General features: G+C 56.2%; 16 protein-coding genes. 7 read left to right on the forward strand and 9 right to left on the reverse strand.

The genetic code is table 11. From position 1 onward, the window contains the following. Positions 1 to 41: 41 nt before the first annotated feature. The 5 genes from AC2FAP_RS22235 to cpxP all read right to left on the reverse strand — a co-directional run bounded on the left by AC2FAP_RS22235 (position 42) and on the right by cpxP (position 4783). Positions 42 to 785 (reverse strand): CDP-diacylglycerol diphosphatase, encoded by a 744-nt coding sequence (locus AC2FAP_RS22235; RefSeq protein WP_449541865.1) that lies wholly within the window; start codon positions 783 to 785, stop codon positions 42 to 44. 109 nt (positions 786 to 894) lie between these two features. Next, the gene (locus AC2FAP_RS22240; protein WP_032680073.1) at positions 895 to 1884 is read right to left on the reverse strand and encodes a sulfate ABC transporter substrate-binding protein; all 990 of its coding nucleotides are present in this window, start codon (positions 1882 to 1884) and stop codon (positions 895 to 897) included. A gap of 209 nt (positions 1885 to 2093) precedes the next feature. Beyond that, positions 2094 to 3056: a 6-phosphofructokinase gene (gene pfkA / locus AC2FAP_RS22245; protein ID WP_014172210.1), complete on the reverse strand. Its 963-nt coding sequence runs from the start codon at positions 3054 to 3056 to the stop codon at positions 2094 to 2096. A gap of 173 nt (positions 3057 to 3229) precedes the next feature. Beyond that, positions 3230 to 4123, reverse strand: coding sequence for a CDF family cation-efflux transporter FieF (fieF, locus tag AC2FAP_RS22250; protein WP_020883958.1), 894 nt, complete (start codon positions 4121 to 4123; stop codon positions 3230 to 3232). Between the two features lie 153 nt (positions 4124 to 4276). Then, complete coding sequence (cpxP, locus tag AC2FAP_RS22255) at positions 4277 to 4783, reverse strand: cell-envelope stress modulator CpxP (RefSeq protein WP_020883960.1); 507 nt, start codon at positions 4781 to 4783, stop codon at positions 4277 to 4279. A 150-nt stretch (positions 4784 to 4933) separates the two neighbouring features. Here cpxP and cpxR point away from each other — a divergent pair, with 150 nt between their 5' ends. Continuing rightward, positions 4934 to 5632, forward strand: coding sequence for an envelope stress response regulator transcription factor CpxR (gene cpxR, locus AC2FAP_RS22260; protein ID WP_014172213.1), 699 nt, complete (start codon positions 4934 to 4936; stop codon positions 5630 to 5632). Continuing rightward, positions 5629 to 7002: an envelope stress sensor histidine kinase CpxA gene (gene cpxA, locus AC2FAP_RS22265; protein WP_010436910.1), complete on the forward strand. Its 1374-nt coding sequence runs from the start codon at positions 5629 to 5631 to the stop codon at positions 7000 to 7002. The genes cpxR and cpxA overlap by 4 nt, the downstream gene beginning before the upstream one ends. A 54-nt stretch (positions 7003 to 7056) precedes the next feature. Here the strand turns inward: cpxA and yiiM are convergent, their stop codons facing one another. Beyond that, positions 7057 to 7731 (reverse strand): 6-hydroxyaminopurine reductase, encoded by a 675-nt coding sequence (yiiM, locus tag AC2FAP_RS22270; RefSeq protein WP_410779670.1) that lies wholly within the window; start codon positions 7729 to 7731, stop codon positions 7057 to 7059. 70 nt (positions 7732 to 7801) lie between these two features. Beyond that, positions 7802 to 8422: a superoxide dismutase [Mn] gene (gene sodA, locus AC2FAP_RS22275; RefSeq protein ID WP_014833772.1), complete on the reverse strand. Its 621-nt coding sequence runs from the start codon at positions 8420 to 8422 to the stop codon at positions 7802 to 7804. A 289-nt stretch (positions 8423 to 8711) separates the two neighbouring features. Here sodA and rhaT point away from each other — a divergent pair, with 289 nt between their 5' ends. Next, positions 8712 to 9746 (forward strand): L-rhamnose/proton symporter RhaT, encoded by a 1035-nt coding sequence (rhaT, locus tag AC2FAP_RS22280; protein ID WP_020883962.1) that lies wholly within the window; start codon positions 8712 to 8714, stop codon positions 9744 to 9746. Here rhaT and rhaR read toward each other — a convergent pair whose 3' ends face one another. Together rhaR and rhaS are read right to left on the reverse strand one after the other, a co-directional pair. After that, positions 9747 to 10595, reverse strand: a complete 849-nt coding sequence (gene rhaR / locus AC2FAP_RS22285) for an HTH-type transcriptional activator RhaR (protein WP_025202748.1) — start codon at positions 10593 to 10595, stop codon at positions 9747 to 9749. A gap of 73 nt (positions 10596 to 10668) precedes the next feature. Next, a complete protein-coding gene (gene rhaS / locus AC2FAP_RS22290) occupies positions 10669 to 11505 on the reverse strand; it encodes an HTH-type transcriptional activator RhaS (RefSeq protein WP_032680070.1) in 837 nt (278 codons plus the stop codon). Positions 11506 to 11806: 301 nt separating this feature from the next. Here rhaS and rhaB point away from each other — a divergent pair, with 301 nt between their 5' ends. The 4 genes from rhaB to rhaM all read left to right on the forward strand — a co-directional run bounded on the left by rhaB (position 11807) and on the right by rhaM (position 15814). After that, entirely contained in the window at positions 11807 to 13276 is a 1470-nt protein-coding gene (gene rhaB, locus AC2FAP_RS22295; protein ID WP_020883964.1) for a rhamnulokinase, read from the forward strand. Beyond that, the gene (gene rhaA, locus AC2FAP_RS22300; protein WP_020883965.1) at positions 13273 to 14532 is read left to right on the forward strand and encodes an L-rhamnose isomerase; all 1260 of its coding nucleotides are present in this window, start codon (positions 13273 to 13275) and stop codon (positions 14530 to 14532) included. Before rhaB ends, rhaA begins: the two co-directional genes overlap by 4 nt. A 109-nt stretch (positions 14533 to 14641) precedes the next feature. Next, positions 14642 to 15472 (forward strand): rhamnulose-1-phosphate aldolase, encoded by an 831-nt coding sequence (rhaD, locus tag AC2FAP_RS22305; RefSeq protein ID WP_014172220.1) that lies wholly within the window; start codon positions 14642 to 14644, stop codon positions 15470 to 15472. A gap of 27 nt (positions 15473 to 15499) precedes the next feature. Beyond that, the gene (gene rhaM, locus AC2FAP_RS22310; RefSeq protein ID WP_032679248.1) at positions 15500 to 15814 is read left to right on the forward strand and encodes an L-rhamnose mutarotase; all 315 of its coding nucleotides are present in this window, start codon (positions 15500 to 15502) and stop codon (positions 15812 to 15814) included. Positions 15815 to 15818: the final 4 nt, after the last annotated feature.

Genomic DNA, 15818 nt, shown 5'->3' on the forward strand with positions numbered 1-15818 from the left:
ACGGCGACAGGCAGGACGAGTAAACGCTATTTATGGTGATGTCACTTCAGGATATCGCATTGATGATCCTGCAATTCCTCAGCCGACGCGCGATTCAGGGTCAGCAAGTTACGTTCGGTCGCCAGTAAGACAAACGATCCATCCGACTGCTGCGCCATGGCCAGCGCGAAGCGCCCCATATGGTCACGCGCTTCCGGCAGCTCTTCAGCCAGCATCATAAACGGACTGCGCTGTACCAGCTCATTTTCCGTCACGCGACGGGCGAGGTACTCATGCCCTTCCAGCACGCCCGGGAACGGTAACCACTGGGTACTGATTTGCCCCTGTGCGGCATTAAGCTTCTCGCGCACGTCCGGGCGCAGGCAGGAGATATGGATATGAAAATGGTTCTGCGTACGGCCTGTCGGGGAGTTAATGGCGAGCGAAATTGCGCTGTCCGGCACCTCGGCCCCGCGCTTCATGCTCATAAAGTTGCGTGACTGCCAGGCCAGCCAGAAGAAGTTGGGCGTATTCGGTTCGGTCAACAGCGGGCTTTCGGTTCCTTTGATACGGTAAGTCGGCATCAGGAGATACTGCAGCGGCCCGTTGCGGTCTTTAAACACCACATAACCCGCATCAGGCTTCACCTGCGCGCACGGGGCCGGGTTACGGTGCTGGAGTTGATTCGGCAGACACTGGTCGAGAACGATATGACGCAACGCATTCGGATTACCCGCTTTCATCCAGTACCAGCCACCCGCGGCAAGAATGATGACAACCAGAATCAGTAATAGTATTTTTTTCACAATGCGTTCCCTGTTTTCGATAGTGGCGAAAGAGTAACGCAAAATGATGACCAAATAAAAAACCCGGCGGATTTCTCGCGCCGGGTCACCGTGTCTGTCCTGCTAACGTTTAGCGCTTGCTGATCTGGTCGAAAGTTCCGCCGTTAGAGAAGTGCTCTTTCTGCGCTTTCGCCCAGCCGCCGAACTCTTCATCAATGGTGAAAAGCTTCAGTTTCGGGAAGACGCTTTCATATTTCTTCGCCACCGCCGGATCGCGTGGACGATAGTAGTTTTTCGCCGCAATTTCCTGGCCTTCTGGCGAGTAGAGATACTTCAGGTACGCTTCCGCCACCGCTTTGGTCTCTTTCTTCTCAACCACTTTATCAACCACAGAAACGGTAGGTTCGGCGAGGATAGATTCGCCTGGCGTAACGATCTCGAACTTGTCTTTACCCAGTTCGTGGGTGGCGAGCAGGGCTTCGTTTTCCCATGCGATCAGCACGTCGCCAATCCCACGCTCAACGAAGGTGTTCGTGGCACCACGTGCGCCAGAGTCCAGCACCTCAACGTTTTTATACAGCGCTTTCACGAACGCCTGGGCTTTCGCCTGGTCACCGTTGTTGTGATGCAGCGCGTAGCCCCAGGCCGCCAGGTAGTTCCAGCGTGCGCCACCCGAGCTTTTCGGGTTCGGGGTGATAATGGAAACGCCTGGCTTAACCAGATCGTTCCAGTCATGAATTTGTTTTGGGTTGCCCTTACGCACCAGGAAAACAATGGTCGAGGTGTAAGGCGCTGAGTTGTCCGGCAGGCGTTTGATCCAGTTTTTATCGATACGCCCACGCTCGGCGATGGCGTCGACGTCATAGGCCAGCGCCAGGGTAACCACGTCGGCTTCAATCCCGTTGATGACTGAAGTCGCCTGCTTACCGGAGCCACCATGCGACTGACGCACCACCACGTTGTCGCCGGTTTCCTGTTTCCAGTGTGCCGCGAAGGCTTTGTTGTACTGCTCATACAGCTCACGCGTCGGGTCGTATGACACGTTCAGTAACTGGATGTCCTTAGCCAGAACGCTGGTCGATGCCAGCAATAATGTTAACCCCACGCCCCATTTATTCATCGCCCGGATCTCTTGTGTAGTGTTTTGATGCTTGCAGCGTGCCAGAAAGCTAACCAATGATTAAAGAATAAAAAAAGATTGGCTATAACATAGAGGAATAAAAAACGGGCAGGCATAAAAAAACCGGGCGGCGATATCGCCTTACCCGGCCTTTATGAGCGTGGACTGCAGACCCGGTTAACTCAGCGCGACCGGGGGAAAGTCACCGCTCAGTACAGTTTTTTTGCGCAGTCCAGCCAGTCACCCTTGAACGGACGCTTCATGTTTTCAATGGCGTCGATGATGTCATGGTGAACCAGTTTTTCGTTCTGAATACCGACGCAACGACCGCCATGACCCTGCAGCAGCAGTTCAATGGCGTATGCACCCATACGTGATGCCAGGATGCGGTCGTATGGACCCGGGGAACCCCCACGCTGGATGTGGCCCAGAACGGTAGCGCGCGTTTCACGTTTGGTTTCGGTTTCGATGTACTTCGCCAGCTCGTCAACGTCACAGATATGCTCGGTGATGGCTACGATGGCGTGTTTCTTGCCTTTTGCGATACCCGCTTTGATTTCAGCCACCAGATCTTCACGGCTGAATTCCACTTCCGGAACCACCACGAACTCACAACCGCCGGCGATGGCCGCAGCCAGCGTCAGGTCACCACAGTAACGGCCCATCACTTCCACGATGGAGATACGCTGGTGGGAAGAAGAGGTGTCGCGCAGGCGGTCAATCGCTTCAACAACGGTGCCCAGTGCGGTGAAATAACCGATGGTGTAGTCAGTGCCTTTGATGTCGTTGTCGATCGTACCCGGCAGCCCGATGCACGGGAAGCCCATTTCAGTCAGACGTTTTGCACCCATGTACGAGCCGTCACCACCAATAACAACCAGTGCGTCGAGGCCACGTTTTTTCATGTTCTCAATAGCCACTTCACGGACGTGTTCATCACGGAATTCCGGGAAGCGCGCAGAACCGAGGAAAGTACCGCCACGGTTGATCATGTCGGACACGCTGTAACGGTCGAGCTGAACCATGCGATCTTCATACAGGCCCAGATAACCATCATAGATACCAAAAACTTCCAGGCCTTCCGTCAGCGCTGAACGGACAACCCCACGAATTGCCGCGTTCATGCCCGGCGCATCACCGCCGCTTGTCAACACACCGATTTTCTTAATCATGACTACCTCTGAACTTAGGAATGCAAAATTGAAATCTGTTGCCGGAAGAATTTATCGACCAACGAATACTGCAAATAGTATATCAATCACTTCCAGCTGAATTGATTCAGGTCAGACCAAATGGCGGTAATTTATACACAAAATGCTGGCCTGGCTCACTTTTTTACAACCAATTACGAAAGCTCAACATGTCCGGGTACAACCGAGCAGGGATCCTGGTGAATAATGACGTCTGAACCAGGAAAACGCTGCAAAATCGCCTGCTCGACCTGCTCAGCAATAACGTGAGCCTGAACCAGTGGCAGGTTGTCTTCCATTTCAATATGAATCTGAATAAAGCGGGTCGGCCCTGACTGCCGCGTTCGAAGATCGTGTGCACCTCTGACACCAGGCCAGGAGGTCACGATAGAAAAAATTTCATTACGTTCTGAGTCCGGGAGGGCGCGGTCCAGAAGCGATTGCACCGCTTCATACCCCATCCGTAAGGCGCTATATAAAATATAGATGCCAATCCCTAACGCAAACAACGCATCGGCCCGATGCCAGCCATACCAGGCCAGACCGAGCGCAATAAGAATAGCGCCATTCATCATAACATCAGATTGATAATGAAGCATATCCGCCCGTACAGCCTGGCTTTGCGTTTTGCGAACAACCCAGCGCTGGAACGTTACCAGAACAAGTGTGCATATAAGTGCCACAATCGTCACGACCACGCCCACGCCGGGATCGTTCATCGGTGACGGCGAGACGAGATGCTGAATACCGGTTAAAAACAGAAACAGCGCGGAGCCGGAAATAAACATGCTTTGCGCCAGCGCGGCCAGCGATTCGGCTTTCCCGTGCCCAAACGTGTGTTCTTCATCCGCCGGTTGCAGCGAGTAACGCACAACCAGCAGGTTCGTCAGCGAGGCGGCAATATCCATCAACGAGTCCACCAGCGCCGCGAGAATACTGACTGAGCCGGTATACCACCACGCAAAAATTTTAATCACTAACAGGCTTGAAGCCACGATGGTCGCTGCAATCGCTGCCCGACTTACCAGTCTTCCATAGGATTGATTCATAAACGCTCCTGTCATGTCATGCCGCTAGTATAACGGAAGCATGGGGAGTCAAAGGATGAATAAACGGTTAACAAAGCAGAATGAAGGGCAAAAAAAACCCCCACATCATGTGGGGGAAGACAGGGATGGTGTCTATGGCAAGGAAAACAGGGTTTACTGGTTACTACGGGTACTGCTATTGCTACTGAAAAACGTTGTTTCTGAGCTTCGCTGCATCCGTGCAACCTCACGCAACTGGTCCATTCGCTGCTGATGTCTTGTGTTCAAAACCGCTTGCTGCTCGGGCGTTAGCAGGTGGAACATCTGGTTGCGGACCTTCGCCATCTCTACCTGGCGGGCAACCTGCTCCTGTGCCATTTTTTCGGCCTGAGCGCGTACAGCGCTTTCGTCAAATTTTTCTGCGGTGACAAGGCGGTGCATTGTCTCCATTTCGCTAACATTAACAGGGGGCTGGTCGTGTCGTGCCCTCTGCATCAGATCTCGCATCTGTTGACGCTGATGTTCGGTTAAACTTATGCCATCAAACATATGGCTTTGGCTGCTGTGCTGCGTTGCCCCCTCCGTTGAGGGCCCGTTATCGCCGGGGATAGCTACAGCGGCCTGGCTTAATGTACTGAACGCCAGCGTTGAGGCCATGACGGCAGCGGTAACTTTGCGCATCACTTGCTCCCAAAATCTTTCGTGTCGCGATTCAACGAGAGACAGTCTACGATTCAGGCTGCAAACATGCGTCAGGGGGTGTAAAACAACGTAAAGTCATGGATTAGATAGCCTTGATGTCGTAATTTCTGCCTCGGAGGTATTTAAACAATGAATAAAATCCTGTTAGTTGATGATGACCGAGAGCTCACATCCCTTTTAAAGGAGTTGCTCGACATGGAAGGTTTCAACGTTCTGGTTGCCCATGATGGCGAGCAGGCGCTGAGTCTCCTTGACGACAGCATCGATTTACTTTTGCTCGACGTGATGATGCCGAAGAAAAACGGCATTGATACGTTGAAAGAGCTTCGCCAGACACACCAGACGCCCGTAATTATGCTGACCGCTCGTGGCAGCGAACTTGACCGTGTACTTGGCCTTGAGCTGGGCGCGGATGACTATTTACCAAAGCCGTTTAACGACCGTGAACTGGTTGCCCGTATTCGCGCTATCCTGCGTCGTTCTCACTGGAGCGAACAGCAGCAGAACAGCGACAACAGTTCACCGACGCTGGAAGTCGACTCCCTGAGCCTGAATCCGGGCCGTCAGGAAGCGAGTTTTGACGGTGAAACGCTGGAACTGACTGGCACCGAGTTCACCCTGCTGTATCTGCTGGCCCAGCACCTCGGCCAGGTGGTATCGCGTGAACATTTGAGCCAGGAAGTGCTCGGCAAACGCCTCACCCCGTTTGATCGCGCCATCGATATGCATATCTCGAACCTGCGCCGCAAGCTGCCGGAACGCAAGGACGGACACCCGTGGTTTAAAACCCTGCGTGGTCGCGGTTATCTGATGGTTTCCGCTTCATGATAGGAAGCTTAACAGCCCGCATCTTCGCCATTTTCTGGCTGACGCTGGCACTGGTTTTAATGCTCGTTTTGATGTTGCCAAAACTCGACTCACGCCAGATGACGGAGCTTCTCGACAGCGAGCAACGTCAGGGCGTGATGATCGAGCAGCACGTGGAAGCCGAGCTGGCAAACGACCCGCCGAACGATTTAATGTGGTGGCGCAGGCTGTTTCGCGCTATCGACAAATGGGCACCGCCAGGCCAGCGCCTGTTGCTGGTGACCAGCGAAGGGCGCGTGATTGGCGCCGATCGCAATGAAATGCAGATCATCCGTAACTTCATTGGTCAGGCGGATAACGCCGACCATCCTCAGAAGAAAAAATACGGTCGGGTTGAGATGGTGGGCCCCTTCTCCGTCAGAGATGGCGAGGATAATTACCAGCTTTACCTGATCCGCCCGGCGAGCAACTCCCAGTCCGATTTCATCAACCTGCTGTTTGACCGTCCGCTTCTGCTGCTGATTGTCACCATGCTGGTCAGCTCACCGCTGCTGCTGTGGCTGGCGTGGAGTCTGGCGAAACCGGCGCGTAAGCTGAAAAACGCGGCGGACGAAGTGGCGCAGGGTAACCTGCGACAACACCCTGAACTGGAAGCTGGTCCACAGGAGTTCCTTGCCGCCGGGACCAGTTTTAACCAGATGGTGAGCGCCCTCGACCGCATGATGACGGCACAGCAACGCCTGCTGTCGGATATCTCGCACGAGCTGCGCACGCCGCTCACGCGCTTACAGCTCGGCACCGCGCTGCTGCGTCGCCGCAGCGGTGAGAGCAAAGAGCTGGAACGTATTGAAACGGAAGCGCATCGTCTGGACAGCATGATTAACGACCTGCTGGTCATGTCGCGCAATCAGCAGAAAAATGCGCTGGTGAGCGAAACGGTGAAAGCCAACCACCTGTGGCATGAAGTGCTGGATAACGCGGCGTTCGAAGCGGAGCAGATGGGGAAATCCTTTACCGTCAACTTCCCGCCGGGGCCATGGCCGCTGTACGGTAACCCTAACACGCTGGAAAGCGCGCTGGAGAACATCGTGCGTAACGCCCTGCGCTATTCGCACACGAAGATTGAGGTAGCCTTCTCGGTGGATAAAGACGGGATCACCATCATCGTTGATGACGATGGTCCTGGGGTAAGCCCGGAAGACCGCGAACAGATTTTCCGTCCGTTCTACCGTACCGACGAGGCGCGTGACCGTGAATCTGGCGGCACGGGGCTGGGTCTGGCGATTGTTGAAACCGCCATGCAGCAGCATCGCGGCTGGGTGAAGGCCGACGACAGCCCGCTGGGTGGGTTGCGGTTAACGCTGTGGCTGCCGTTGTATAAACGTTCGTAGCCGTTTAGCCGGGCGGCGGTATCGCTGACCCGGCTTGCCTCTCCTGCGGGGAAACTATTTCCCCCACAATCTCCGCGAATTATCTTCGATCTTGCTACTTAAACGGCGTTTCTGCATCGTTCGGGTCCAGCTCGTGGACAGCCCTGCAGCGGACAAAAGCCGATGGTACTGGTCGTCATCAAACGGCATATGCCAGGCGATCGCGCAGGCGTCATATACCGAGACATCACTCAGGCGCGATGCCAGCACCAGCGGCGCATCTGCCGATACCTGACCTGCCAGCACCACCCGATATAACCAGCCCGTTTTACCCGCGCTCTGCAGCCGGGCAGACATGTCGCTGATGCCGAAATGATAGTTTAGTTTGAAGCACGGCGAGCGCGGCTGCGTCACCTGAATCAGGGCATCGCCCCAGCGGTAGATATCGCCGATAAAGATGTTTTTCTCGGTCAGCCCTTCCGTTGAGAGATTCTCACCAAACGCTGGCGCGACAAACATATCCGCCTGTTCGGGGAACTCGGTTATCCAGTGCTGATAGTGTTCCCGCGGATAGTGGCACAGCGCGCGGTCAGGCCCGCCATGGATTTTCTTTTCGGCCTGCTCATCGCCCACCAGCCCGAGGTCGGTTAACGTCAACTCGCCGTCGACCTGAATTTTGGCGATAGCGCTCGGGCGGCTGCCGTCGTACTCCCTTACCTTGCCTGTAAAGACATTCACCGGAAAATGCATCGCTGCTCCTTTCTGCAGATACAAAAAAAGCGAGTCATCAGACTCGCTTCTCACAGGCGTCAATGCAACCTTATTTTTTCGCGGCGAAACGCGCTGCTGCTTCGTCCCAGTTCACCACGTCCCAGAAGGCTTTGATGTAGTCCGGGCGACGATTCTGGAATTTCAGGTAGTAAGCGTGTTCCCACACGTCCAGACCCAGGATAGGGAAACCGGATGCGCCAGAGATTGCTTCACCCATCAGCGGGGAGTCCTGGTTAGCCGTTGAAACAACCGCCAGTTTGTCACCTTTCAGAACCAGCCACGCCCAGCCAGAGCCGAAACGGGTCGCAGCGGCTTTTTCGAATTCCGCTTTGAAGTTGTCTACAGAACCGAAATCGCGCTCGATAGCCGCTTTCAGGTCGCCCTGCAGGGTGGTACCGGTTTTCAGGCCTTTCCAGAACAGGCTGTGGTTAGCGTGACCACCTGCGTTGTTACGCAGAACGGTTTTCTTGTCAGCTGGCAGCTGGTCCAGTTTGGTGATCAGCTCTTCAACAGGCAGGCTAGCGAACTCTGGCAGGCTTTCCAGCGCGGCGTTCGCGTTGTTCACATAGGTCTGGTGGTGTTTAGTGTGATGGATTTCCATCGTCTGCTTGTCGAAATGCGGTTCCAGTGCGTCGTAGGCATACGGCAGGGATGGCAGTGTATAACTCATAATCCTCTCCATTATTGTCGGGCGGCACAGCTGTTAATGCCGCGTAAGCAGTTGGTTCATTATAGTTAATTAAATGATATTGAAAATGATTATCAATGCCGTAGTTTTTATAAGGTTATTCGGTTTTCGATTATTGCTGAAATTGTGAGTCTGCTCACCCGGTTAACGCGTTGATTGCCATTCAAAACCAAAGTGCGGCAACCTTCCGAAGGTTACCCGACTGCTTAATTTTTACACTCATCGAGTCGGTGGGAAGCCACCGGCATATAAAAACGATGAGGATGTAAACATGAATCATGCGATTACGATGGGTATTTTCTGGCATCTGATAGGCGCGGCCAGTGCAGCCTGTTTCTATGCCCCGTTTAAACAGGTCAAACAGTGGTCATGGGAAACCATGTGGTCCGTCGGCGGTGTGGTCTCGTGGATAATTCTTCCCTGGACCATCAGCGCCATGCTGCTCCCGGATTTCTGGGGCTATTTCTCCTCCTTTAACGCCTCCACCCTGCTGCCGGTCTTTCTTTTTGGCGCCATGTGGGGCGTCGGTAACATTAACTATGGCCTCACCATGCGCTATCTCGGCATGTCGATGGGCATTGGCATCGCGATTGGTATTACGCTGATTGTCGGCACTCTGATGACGCCGATACTCAACGGCAACGTCGACGTGCTCATCAACACCAAAGGCGGCCAGATGACGCTGCTGGGCGTGCTGGTGGCCGTCATTGGCGTGGGCATTGTCACCCGCGCAGGGCAGCTGAAAGAGCGCAAAATGGGCATCAGAGCCGAAGAGTTCAACCTGAAGAAAGGCCTGCTGCTGGCGGTGATGTGCGGGATCTTCTCCGCAGGCATGTCATTCGCGATGAACGCCGCCAAACCGATGCATGAAGCCGCTGCCGCACTGGGCGTCGACCCGCTGTACGTGGCACTGCCAAGCTATGTGGTGATCATGGGTGGCGGAGCGGTGGTTAACCTCGGTTTCTGTTTTTTCCGTCTGGCAAACGTGAAGACCTTGTCACTGAAAGCCGACTTCTCGCTGGCTAAACAGATGATTATCGGGAACGTGCTGCTCTCGGCGCTCGGCGGGCTGATGTGGTATCTCCAGTTCTTCTTCTACGCGTGGGGTCACGCCAGTATTCCGGCGCAGTATGACTATATGAGCTGGATGCTGCACATGAGCTTCTACGTGCTGTGCGGTGGGCTGGTGGGTCTGCTTCTGAAAGAGTGGAACAACGCCGGGCGTCGCCCGGTGGGCGTGCTGAGTCTGGGGTGCGTGGTGATCATTATTGCGGCCAACATTGTGGGCCTCGGCATGGCGAACTGATTACGCCGCGTTACGACTGCGATGACGCCACTGAACCGGCGTCATCCCCACCTCGCGGTTAAAGACCACCGAAAAATAGTTACTGTCCTCAAAGCCGCAGCGCATCGCCACATCGCTGACCATCAGTTCCGTATGCTGAAGCAGGTACTGGGCATGGCAGATGCGCAGCTGGCGCAGATAGTGGTTCACCGTCATCCCGGTCTGGGTGCGGAATTGCTGGCGCAACGCGCGCTCGCTGCACTGCGCCTGCTCGCAGAATTTCTCCAGCACAAAGCTTTTGTTAAGGCTGCCCGCCAGGGTGGTAATGAGCTTATCGAGCAGGGCTTCCTGCGCGGTAGCCGACGGGTTATCAATGGCGTAGCGATGGCGCGCCAACGTCATGACCAGTTGGGCGAAAAGCAGTTCTGCCATCTGATGAGCCTCAGGATCGCTTTTCTGGCTTTCCTGCTCCAGCTGAGAAATCACCTGTCGCACCTGCGTCATGCCGTTACTGCTCAGTCGCCAGTGCGCCGCGCACTTCGTATCATTAAAACCCGGAATGTAAGCCGCCCAGTCGACGTTGAGTTTCAGCCTGTCGGGGCAATAAATCACATTCTGCAGGACCAGGTCGTTGACCGAAGCGTAGGCGTGCTTGTCTTCAGCACGGATGTAAAACAGATCCCCACGCGTAATGCGGTAGGGCCGGTCGTTGAGGATATGCAAGCCATTGCCCCGCCACACCAGCACCAGCTCGCAGAATTCATGGGTGTGCTCGGCAAAGACGTTTTGCGGATAGCGATCCGCCACCGCGACGGCCTGGCCGGCGGAGGCAAAAAAATCCACTTTGCGAAGCATTAGCTGAGCAACCACGACACCACCTCGACAGCAAATAACCTGACATTATTAGCGTTTTTGCCCACGGGAAACGGTGACAACCCTCGCGTTACTGCAGTGACGCGTCCTTTCCCTGACGAATATCGCGCGGTGACCAGCTAAATTCCCGGCGAAACAGGGTCGAAAAGTGGTTACTGTCGCCGAAACCGCAACGATAGGCGATATCCGTGACGCTCTCATCGGTATGACGCAGCAGATGGCGCGCTTTAATCAGGCGCAGACGGTTCAGATAGCGCTGGGGCGTCAGCCCGGTTTGCTGCTTCAGCTGACGATGCAAGGTCCGGAGCGACAGCGAAAAATCATCCGCCAGCGTTTCCCAGCAGACATCCTCGGCGAAATGGTCCTCCAGCCAGGCCATCAGTTGAGTCAAACGCGCATCGTTATTCCCCAGCCCGGCCACCATGCTACTGCGACGCAGCAGCACCAGCAGCTGCATAAACAGCAGCTCACGCGTGGCGATGACGTGGGTCTCCTGTCCCTCGTCGCGCTGTTCCATCTGGCTCACCAGCTGACGCACCTGCTGCAGCGTGGACTGATTCACCCGCCAGTGCGAAGGATAGATGCCGTCCTTCTCCTGCGGCAGGAGATGGTTCAGCCCGGACAGGAACTGGAACGCATCGGGCGAACGGTAGAGCACGTTAGTCAGGCACAGGTTGTCGGTATGTTCATATAAGTGCCGGTCATGATCGCGCACAAAGCAGACCGTCCCACCACTGATGGTATACGGCTGGCCGTTAAACACATGGATCCCCGTTCCGTGTTCAACAATCACAATTTCGTGAAAATCATGATGATGCTCAGGGAACGCCACCTGAGGGAGTCGCGGTTCAATCGCGACAGACGACCCACCCGAAGGAAAAAAATCCGCGCTGTGCAGTACGGTCATAACGGCCCCCACCAATGAGAAATGTTCTCAAAATATTAATTAAGGCCCCGTCCCCTCACCTTAAATTTTCGACCGTAAACCTCGCAAAAACTGTCCGTTTTTCAAGAAACAGGCTGAAAGATCAGGAAATGCGGTAAGCGTCACACTGCCTGCAAACCCCGTCACGCCTGGAAACTGTGAACTCCCTCACGTTCATCTTTGCTTTCTTGCCAGCCCCGGAAAACCGCTGTCACTGGCGAGAAGGTGGTGATGGGTTCCTTTTTTTACACTCACCGCTAATGACTTTAAGAAGGACACAACCATGACTTTTCGCCATTGCGTGGCTGTCGATCTAGGCGCATCCAGCGGCCGTGTAATGCTGGCCACTTATGACGGCAAGCGGCAGACGCTTTCGCTTCGCGAGATGCACCGCTTTGTTAACTGCCTGCAAAAGCAGGACGGCTGTGAGGTGTGGGATATCGACAGCCTTGAGGCAGCGATCCGCACCGGACTGCAGAAGGTCTGCGATGCGGGTATCCGTATCGACAGTATCGGCATCGATACCTGGGGCGTCGATTACGTACTGCTGGACAGCAACGGTGAACGCGTTGGTTTGCCGATAGCCTATCGCGACAGCCGCACCGACGGCCTGATGGCGCGTGCGATTGCCGGGCTTGGCAAAGAGAATATTTATGGCCGCAGCGGCATTCAGTTCCTGCCATTCAATACGCTCTATCAACTGCGCGCGCTGGTCGAACAGCAGCCGGCGCTGGTTCCCCGCGTGGCGCATGCACTGCTGATCCCGGACTACTTCAGCTACCGCCTGACCGGCAACATGAACTGGGAATACACCAACGCCACCACCACGCAACTGGTGAACATCAACTCCGATAACTGGGATGAACACCTGCTGGCCTGGACCGGGGCTTCACCCTCCTGGTTCGGTACGCCGACGCATCCTGGCAATGTGATCGGGCAATGGATGTGCCCGCAGGGTAATGCGATCCCGGTGGTGGCGGTTGCGAGTCACGATACCGCCAGCGCCGTCATTGCGTCACCGCTTGCCGGTAACGACGCGGCCTACCTCTCTTCCGGGACCTGGTCGCTGATGGGCTTTGAGAGCAAAACTCCCTACACCAGCGATGCCGCGCTGGCCGCGAACATCACCAACGAAGGCGGTGCCGAGGGGCGCTACCGCGTGCTGAAGAACATCATGGGTCTGTGGCTGCTCCAGCGCGTGCTTAAAGAGCAGAACATTACCGACCTGCCCGCGCTTATTGCCGACACCGAAAGACTGAAAGCCTGCAGTTTCCTGATCAATCCTAATGATGACCGCTTTATCAACCCGGCGGACATGAGCGCCGAAATCCAGGCCGCCTGCGTCGACGCCGGGCAGCCCGTGCCATCGAAACCGGCAGAGCTGGCACGCTGTATTTTCGACAGCCTCGCCCTGCTGTATGCCGAGATCCTGAGCGAGCTGGCCGACCTTCGCGGCCGGCCGTTCACTCAGCTGCATATTGTCGGTGGCGGCTGCCAGAACCAGCTTCTGAACCAGCTCTGCGCCGATGCCTGCGGGATCACCGTGGTGGCGGGCCCGATTGAAGCGTCGACGCTCGGCAATATTGGCATTCAGCTCATGACCCTGGACGAACTTGCCAGCGTGGACGATTTCCGCACGGTGGTCTCGGCGAACGCCACGCTGACCACGTTCATCCCCAATCCCTGCCATGAAATTGCCCGCTATCGGGCGCAGTTTCAGCAAAACCGACTGACTAAGGAGCTTTGCGCATGACCACTCAACTTGAACAAGCCTGGGACCTGGCTAAACAGCGTTACGCCGCCGTCGGCGTGGATGTCGATGAGGCGCTGCGCCAGCTCGATCGTCTGCCGGTCTCCATGCACTGCTGGCAGGGCGACGACGTTGCCGGTTTTGAAAACCCGGGCGGCTCGCTGACGGGGGGCATTCAGGCCACCGGCAACTATCCGGGCAAAGCGCGTAACGCCACCGAGCTGCGCGCCGACCTGGAGCTGGCGCTGAGCCTGATCCCGGGGCCTAAGCGGCTGAACCTGCATGCTATCTATCTGGAATCTGACACGCCGGTCGCGCGTAACGAGATCAAACCTGCGCACTTTAAAAACTGGGTGGCGTGGGCGAAAGCCAACCAGCTGGGCCTGGATTTCAACCCATCCTGCTTCTCGCACCCGCTGAGCGCCGACGGTTTTACCCTTGCCCACGCGAACGACGATATCCGCCAGTTCTGGATTGACCACGTAAAAGCCAGCCGCCGCGTCTCCGCGTACTTTGGCGAGCAGCTCGGCACGCCGTCGGTGATGAACATCTGGATCCCGGACGGCATGAAAGACATCACCGTTGACCGTCTGGCCCCGCGTCAGCGCCTGCTGGCGGCGCTGGATGAAGCCATCAGCGAAAAACTGAACCCGGCGCACCACATCGACGCCGTAGAGAGCAAGCTGTTCGGTATTGGTGCGGAAAGTTACACCGTTGGCTCGAACGAGTTTTACATGGGGTACGCCACCAGCCGCCAGACCGCGCTGTGCCTGGATGCCGGCCACTTCCACCCGACGGAGGTGATCTCCGACAAAATCTCCGCCGCCATGCTCTACGTACCCCGCCTGCTGCTGCACGTGAGCCGTCCCGTACGCTGGGACAGCGACCACGTGGTGCTGCTGGATGACGAAACCCAGGCCATTGCCAGCGAAATCATTCGCCACGATCTGTTTGACCGCGTGCACATTGGCCTCGACTTCTTTGACGCCTCCATCAACCGCATCGCGGCCTGGGTGATTGGCACCCGCAACATGAAAAAAGCCCTGCTGCGTGCGCTGCTGGAGCCCACCAGCGCCCTGAAGCAGCTGGAAGAGAACGGCGATTACACCGCGCGCCTGGTGCTGCTGGAAGAGCAGAAAACCCTGCCGTGGCAGGCGGTGTGGGAGATGTACTGCCAGCGTAACGACACCCCAGCGGGCAGTCAGTGGCTGGATAACGTGCGGATGTATGAGAAAGACGTGCTGAGTCAGCGCGGATAAATATGCCCTCACCCTCTTCCTGTGGAAGAGGCCACTTTTACCCCCTCTCCCCGTGGGAGAGGGCCGGGGTGAGGGAAACGCTCACCCCGATCACGGGAAATGAAACACTATGCAGACCATCACTAACGCCTGGTTCGTCCAGGGCATGATTAAAGCCACCTCCGACGCCTGGCTAAAAGGCTGGGACGAGCGCAACGGCGGTAACCTGACGCTGCGCCTGGATGATGCCGACATTGAACCGTTCGCCGCCGAGTTCCATCAGAAGCCGCGCTATATCGCCCTGAGCCAGCCAATGCCGCAGCTCGCCAGTACGCCGTTTATCGTCACCGGTTCCGGTAAATTCTTCCGTAACGTTCAGCTCGACCCGCAGGCCAACCTTGGGGTGGTGAGAGTGGACAGTGACGGCGCAGGCTATCACATCCTCTGGGGGCTGACGGACGATGCAGTGCCCACGTCTGAACTCCCGGCGCACTTCCTCTCTCACTGTGAGCGTATCAAGGCAACCCACGGCAAAGACCGGGTGATCATGCACTGTCACGCCACTAACCTGATAGCCCTGACCTACGTGCTGGAAAACAGTAGCGATTACCTCACGCGGAAGCTGTGGGAAGGCAGCACCGAATGTCTGGTGGTCTTCCCCGACGGGGTCGGCATTCTGCCGTGGATGGTGCCGGGTACCGACGAAATCGGCCAGGCCACCGCCATCGAAATGCAGTCCCACTCCCTGGTGCTGTGGCCGTTCCACGGGGTATTCGGCAGCGGGCCGACGCTCGACGAAACGTTTGGTCTGATTGATACCGCCGAGAAGTCCGCCGAGGTGCTGGTGAAGGTCCTGTCGATGGGCGGCATGAAGCAGACCATCACCCGGGAAGAGCTGATAGCACTCGGTAAACGCTTTGGCGTCACGCCGATGCAGTCGGCACTGGATTTGTACCCATAGCGGCCCGCGAAAGCGGCTGGAGGCATGATGATCCGCAAAGCATTTGTGATGCAGGTGAACCCTGACGCGCACGACGAGTACGCGCGTCGCCATAACCCCATCTGGCCAGAGCTGGAGGCGGTACTAAAAGACCACGGTGCGCACCACTACGCTATCTATCTCGATGAGGCGCGTAACCTGCTGTTTGCGAGCGTTGAAATTGAATCGGAAGCGCGCTGGAACGCGGTGGCAAAGACCGACGTTTGTCAGCGCTGGTGGAAATACATGGGTGAGGTAATGCCCTCGAACCCCGACAACAGCCCGGTGAGTGCCGAACTAAAAGCGGTGTTTTACCTGCCCTAAGCGT

Source organism: Enterobacter cloacae complex sp. 394I7 (assembly GCF_057320345.1).

Coding starts and splice junctions, on each gene's coding strand:
- cpxR (WP_014172213.1), top strand. CDS start 4,934: ATGAATAAAATCCTGTTAGTTGATGATGACCGAGAGCTCACATCCCTT.
- rhaA (WP_020883965.1), top strand. CDS start 13,273: ATGACCACTCAACTTGAACAAGCCTGGGACCTGGCTAAACAGCGTTAC.
- yiiM (WP_410779670.1), bottom strand. CDS start 7,731: ATGCATTTTCCGGTGAATGTCTTTACAGGCAAGGTAAGGGAGTACGAC.
- cpxA (WP_010436910.1), top strand. CDS start 5,629: ATGATAGGAAGCTTAACAGCCCGCATCTTCGCCATTTTCTGGCTGACG.
- AC2FAP_RS22240 (WP_032680073.1), bottom strand. CDS start 1,884: ATGAATAAATGGGGCGTGGGGTTAACATTATTGCTGGCATCGACCAGC.
- rhaD (WP_014172220.1), top strand. CDS start 14,642: ATGCAGACCATCACTAACGCCTGGTTCGTCCAGGGCATGATTAAAGCC.
- pfkA (WP_014172210.1), bottom strand. CDS start 3,056: ATGATTAAGAAAATCGGTGTGTTGACAAGCGGCGGTGATGCGCCGGGC.
- fieF (WP_020883958.1), bottom strand. CDS start 4,123: ATGAATCAATCCTATGGAAGACTGGTAAGTCGGGCAGCGATTGCAGCG.
- rhaS (WP_032680070.1), bottom strand. CDS start 11,505: ATGACCGTACTGCACAGCGCGGATTTTTTTCCTTCGGGTGGGTCGTCT.
- rhaT (WP_020883962.1), top strand. CDS start 8,712: ATGAATCATGCGATTACGATGGGTATTTTCTGGCATCTGATAGGCGCG.
- rhaB (WP_020883964.1), top strand. CDS start 11,807: ATGACTTTTCGCCATTGCGTGGCTGTCGATCTAGGCGCATCCAGCGGC.
- cpxP (WP_020883960.1), bottom strand. CDS start 4,783: ATGCGCAAAGTTACCGCTGCCGTCATGGCCTCAACGCTGGCGTTCAGT.
- rhaM (WP_032679248.1), top strand. CDS start 15,500: ATGATCCGCAAAGCATTTGTGATGCAGGTGAACCCTGACGCGCACGAC.
- sodA (WP_014833772.1), bottom strand. CDS start 8,422: ATGAGTTATACACTGCCATCCCTGCCGTATGCCTACGACGCACTGGAA.